Annotated in this window: 1 protein-coding gene; it reads left to right on the forward strand. The window is 36.9% G+C overall.

The window, feature by feature from the left end:
* The first annotated feature begins 128 nt into the window (after positions 1-128).
* A complete protein-coding gene (locus FJR06_RS02535; RefSeq protein WP_168650638.1) occupies positions 129-1,550 on the forward strand; it encodes an aldehyde dehydrogenase family protein in 1,422 nt (473 codons plus the stop codon).
* Positions 1,551-1,765: the final 215 nt, after the last annotated feature.

Here is a 1,765-nt window from a genome sequence, read left to right on the forward strand (position 1 = left end):
TGGATTTTTATTGTTTCCCCCCTTTACAAGGGGAAAGGGGGGTAGCAATGTGATGAAAATTACGGAATACAACTTTTCAAACATCCTCTAAGAGAAATTGCGAGAGATAACATTTAAATTAATCACAAATGAGTAAACCAATAGAAGTCCGCAACCCCCGCACAGGTAAATTTGATTATGTCATCGTTCCTCCACCACCAAAATTACTTTCCCAGCAATGTCACCGTTTGCGAAGAGGACAAATTATCTGGCAAAAATTAGGAGTCGAAGGCAGAATTGCCGCTTTAAAAGCCTGGAAAAAAGCGATATTATCAGACCGAACACAATTAACAGAAGCTTTAGTTAGTGATACGGGAAGATTATCAACATCAGTGACAGAAGTAGATTCATTTATTGCTAATATTGATAAATGGTGTAATTTAGCTCCACAATTACTACAAGGGACAGCTAAAAATACATCCATTCCTTTTATTGCTTTACAACAAACGGCTGTTCCTTATCCTCTGGTTGGCGTAATTAGTCCTTGGAATTTTCCCCTATTGTTATCTACAATTGATACAATTCCAGCTTTATTAGCGGGTTGTGCAGTCATAGTTAAACCCAGTGAAATCACTCCCCGTTTTGTTGCTCCTTTAATGACAACTCTGAATACAATTCCGCAATTACGTGATGTTTTAAATTTTGTCGAAGGAGCAGGACAAACAGGAGCAGATTTAATCGAAGATGTAGATTTAATTTGTTTTACAGGTAGTGTAGAAACTGGGCGGTTAGTGGCAGAAGCAGCAGCCCAAAAATTCATTCCTGCTTGCTTAGAATTAGGTGGCAAAGACCCAGCTATTGTTTTAGAATCAGCAGATTTAGACTTAGCAACTTCAGCAATTTTGTGGGGTTCTGTTGTGAATTCTGGACAGTCATGTTTATCAATTGAAAGAATTTATGTTGCTGAATCTATTTTTGAACAATTTTATCATCAATTAGTCACTAAATCCCATAAATTGAAATTGGCATACCCAACTATTGAAAGTGGTGAAATTGGTCCGATTATTTGTGAAAAACAAGCAGCTATTATTAATGATCATCTGCTAGATGCAGTTTCTAAAGGAGCAGTAATTCACTGTGGTGGTAAAGTAGAAGAATTAGGTGGAGGTTGGTGGTGTCGTCCCACGGTTATGACTGAAGTTGACCATTCCATGAAAGTAATGACTGAAGAAACATTTGGTCCAATTATGCCGGTTATGTCTTTTGCTAATATAGAAGAAGCGATAAATTTAGCTAATGATTCTATTTATGGATTAAGTGCTGCTATATTTTCTGAATCAGAAGAGTTAGCATTAGAAATTGGTATGCAAATAGATGTAGGTGCTATTAGTATTAATGATGCAGGGTTAACAGCTATGATGCAAGAAGGAGAAAAAAACGCCTTTAAATTTTCTGGTTTGGGAGGTTCACGCATGGGTAAAGCTGCCTTTAAACGCTTTATGCGAAAAAAAGCCTTTTTGATTAAAACTAACATTGATAAAGACCCTTGGTGGTTTAATAATGAAGATTAGGGATATGGAAACTGGGTAAAAGTTTTCCCAATTACCAATTACCAATTACCAAATTATCAAAGATCAAGTGAATTTTGGCACAATTATTAATCATGTTGAGTATTTCCTTATTTACCTGTTAGAGGTTGTTTGAAAACTTTTTCGTGTGGGATCTGACACCCGCAGATCCCCCTAAATCCCCCTTGAAAAGGGGGACTTTGAGGAATTTAGCCCCC

The organism is Dolichospermum sp. UHCC 0352 (genome assembly GCF_009711925.1).
In the GTDB taxonomy this organism is placed as follows: Bacteria; Cyanobacteriota; Cyanobacteriia; order Cyanobacteriales; family Nostocaceae; genus Dolichospermum; species Dolichospermum lemmermannii.